Here is a 2,934-nt window from a genome sequence, read left to right as displayed (position 1 = left end):
ACGCGCTGCTGCTGGCCGCCGGAGAGCTGGGCGGGGTACTTGTCGGCGTGGGCGGACAGCCCGACCCGGTCGAGGAGTTCACGGGAGCGGCGGTCGGCGTCGGCCTTCTTGCGGCCGCGTACCTTGGTCTGCGCGAGGGAGACGTTCTCCAGGACCGTCTTGTGGGCGAAGAGGTTGAACGACTGGAAGACCATGCCCACTTCGGCCCGCAGCCTGGCCAGCGCCCGGCCTTCTTCGGGGAGCGGCTGCCCGTCGAGCGTGATGGTGCCGGACTCGATGGTCTCCAGCCGGTTGATGGCCCGGCACAGCGTCGACTTCCCCGACCCGGAGGGGCCGATGACCACGACCACCTCGCCCTTGCCGACGGTCAGGTCGATGTCCTGGAGGACGTGGAGCTCCCCGAAGTGCTTGTTGACGTCACGCAGTTCGATCAACGGATCGACGGCCATCCGCAGCCCTACTCACTCTCGCCGAGTCGTAGTGGCCGAAACTATCCAGACCGTGCCGGACCGTATGGACGACACGCACTTGGCGGCATTAGCCGTATTTAAGCCCGAGTTGTACCGTGCCGGGACGTGCGGGGATCAGGGTTCGGCGATCTCCGCGTAGAGCTGGGACAGCTCGGGAAGCCCGCTGGTGGCCCACTGACGGCCGGGCTCGGTGACCTCGAACTCCCGGCCGGAGGGAAGCCGCAGAACCGGCTCTCCGTCCCGTCTGATGCGCCAGACGGTGCCGGGTACGGTGCGCACGACCACGGTGCCCAGGTAGAGCCCGGCGTCGTGGCCGAGCCAGGGCAGCGTCTCGGGGTCGTCGCGCCAGAGCGGGACGAGCTGGTCCAGGGCCTCCAGGGAGGCCGGGGTGTCGTCCAGGCGGACGCCCGCCCGGTCCGCCTGGAAGCGCAGCAGTTCGCACTCGGAGAGCAGCGCGGCGATGGCCTCGGGGTCGGCCGGGAGCGCCGCGTCACCGCGCTTGCCGCGCCGGGGGCCCAGGAACGGGATGTTCATGGACCCCAGCGTGGCATCAGACGTCGAGGTCGACCACCACCGGCGCGTGATCGGACGCGCCCTTGCCCTTGCGCTCCTCGCGGTCGACATAGGCGTCCTTGACCGCGCCGGCGAAGGGGCCGTTGCCGTACACCAGGTCGATGCGCATGCCGCGGTTCTTGGGGAAGCAGAGCTGGCGGTAGTCCCAGTACGTGAAGGGGTGGTCGTACTTCAGCGGGCGGGGCACCACGTCGCTCAGGCCGGTCTCGCGCAGCGCGGCCAGGGCGGCGCGCTCGGCGGGGGTGACATGGGTGGCGCCCTCGAAGGCGGCACGGTCGTAGACGTCGTCGTCGGCCGGGGCGATGTTGTAGTCACCGAGTACGGCGAAGGGGCGGCCGCCCGCCGCGTCACCGGCGACAGCCGTCTTCAGGGCTTCGAGCCAGTGGAGCTTGTACGCGTAGTGCGGGTGGCCGACCTCGCGGCCGTTGGGCACGTACACCGACCAGACGCGGACCGGGCCGCAGGTGGCCGACACGGCGCGGGGTTCCTGGGCGCCCTCGTAGCCGGGGTCGCCGGGCAGGCCCTTGACCACGTCCTCCAGGCCGACGCGGGAGAGCACCGCCACGCCGTTCCACCGGCCGGTGGCGTGGACCGCCGACTCGTAGCCCAGCTCGCGCAGGGCCTCGACCGGGAACTGCTCCTCGGCGACCTTGGCCTCCTGGAGGCAGAGCACGTCGGTGCCGCTGCTCTCCAGCCAGGCCAGCAGCCTAGGGAGACGGGCGGTGATCGAGTTCACGTTCCAGGTGGCGATACGCATGTTCCACAACCTACCCGCCGGGTGTGACAACGGGCCTCACAGCTCGGCGGAGGTCCCCGGTGCCAGGCGCAGGTGCTCGGCGGCGGCCAGGCCGCCGATCTGGCGGTCGTAGATCGGGCGGGCCAGGTCGGTGAGGAGGGCGTCGTGGATGTCGTAGGCCCGGCGGGGACTGACCTCGCGGACGTACTCGATCACCTCGGAGATCTTGTTCCACGGCGCCATCACCGGCAGCATCAGGGTCTCCACGGCCTGGTCGGGGACGGTGAGGGCGTCGCCGGGGTGGAAGACCTTGCCGCCGTCGATCAGAAAGCCGACGTTGGTGATGCGCGGAATGTCCGGGTGGATCACGGCGTGCAGTTCGCCGTGGACCTGGACGTCGAAGCCGGCGGCGGTGAAGGTGTCACCGTGGCCGACGGTGTGCACCCGGCCGGGGAAGGCGGCCGTGAGCTGGTCCGCGACCGACTTCAGGGTCCAGATCCCGGCCTCCGGATTCGCCTCCAGCGCGGCGCGCAGCCGGCCTTCGTCGAAGTGGTCCGGGTGCTCGTGGGTGACGAGGACGGCGTCCGCGCCGACCGCCGCGTCCGGCTCGCTGAAGTTGCCGGGGTCGATGACGAGCGTCCGGCCGTCCTTCTCCAGGCGGACGCAGGAGTGGGACTTCTTGATGAACTTCATGACTTCCCGTCCTGTCGTCGGTCCGCTTCCGTCTCCATCGTGCCGCCTCGGACGGCCGGTGGCCTCACTCGGCGGGCGTGGTCTCCTCGCGGATGACCTGCTGGGCCACGCGGAAGGCGCTGCCCGCCGCCGGGACACCGCAGTAGACGGCGGCCTGCAGCAGCACCTCCTTGATCTCCTGCGGGGTGAGGCCGTTGCGGAGCGCGGCGCGGGTGTGGACGGCCAGGTCCTCCAGGTGTCCGCCCGCGGCCAGCGCGGTGAGCGTGACGCAGCTGCGGGACTTGCGGTCCAGGCCCGGCCGGTCCCAGACCTCGCCCCAGGCGTAGCGGGTGACGAGTTCCTCGAAGTCGCCGGAGAACTCGTCGGCCCGCGCGAGCACGCCCTCGACATGCGCGTCGCCCAGTACCTCGCGGCGGATCTTGAGCCCCGTCTCGTACCGGTCCGGCGGGGCGACCGGCCGCG

Annotated in this window: 5 protein-coding genes; all 5 read right to left on the bottom strand. The window is 71.0% G+C overall.

All coding sequences use genetic code 11. The annotated features are described in order from the left end of the window. On the bottom strand, positions 1–449 hold a 449-nt coding region (locus GT030_RS34185; RefSeq protein ID WP_161192090.1), incomplete at its 3' end, for an ATP-binding cassette domain-containing protein. A 135-nt stretch (positions 450–584) separates the two neighbouring features. Beyond that, positions 585–1,004, bottom strand: coding sequence for a DUF6278 family protein (locus GT030_RS34180; RefSeq protein WP_161204382.1), 420 nt, complete (start codon positions 1,002–1,004; stop codon positions 585–587). A gap of 16 nt (positions 1,005–1,020) precedes the next feature. Next, positions 1,021–1,800 (bottom strand): exodeoxyribonuclease III, encoded by a 780-nt coding sequence (locus GT030_RS34175; protein WP_161204381.1) that lies wholly within the window; start codon positions 1,798–1,800, stop codon positions 1,021–1,023. Between the two features lie 36 nt (positions 1,801–1,836). Then, a complete protein-coding gene (locus GT030_RS34170) occupies positions 1,837–2,472 on the bottom strand; it encodes an MBL fold metallo-hydrolase (RefSeq protein ID WP_161204380.1) in 636 nt (211 codons plus the stop codon). Between the two features lie 64 nt (positions 2,473–2,536). Continuing rightward, the coding region (locus tag GT030_RS34165; protein ID WP_202460914.1) for a carboxymuconolactone decarboxylase family protein at positions 2,537–2,934 on the bottom strand (398 nt) is incomplete at its 5' end.

This window comes from Streptomyces sp. SID1328, from assembly GCF_009865595.1.
Classification (GTDB): Bacteria; Actinomycetota; Actinomycetes; order Streptomycetales; family Streptomycetaceae; genus Streptomyces; species Streptomyces griseoluteus.
Note: the sequence above shows the minus strand (reverse complement) of the source record. Positions and strands in the feature narration are given on the sequence as shown.

What these genes read in the sequence shown, in the direction of transcription:
- GT030_RS34180 (WP_161204382.1), bottom strand. Translation starts at nt 1,004, where the DNA reads ATGAACATCCCGTTCCTGGGCCCCCGGCGCGGCAAGCGCGGTGACGCG.
- GT030_RS34175 (WP_161204381.1), bottom strand. Translation starts at nt 1,800, where the DNA reads ATGCGTATCGCCACCTGGAACGTGAACTCGATCACCGCCCGTCTCCCT.
- GT030_RS34170 (WP_161204380.1), bottom strand. Translation starts at nt 2,472, where the DNA reads ATGAAGTTCATCAAGAAGTCCCACTCCTGCGTCCGCCTGGAGAAGGAC.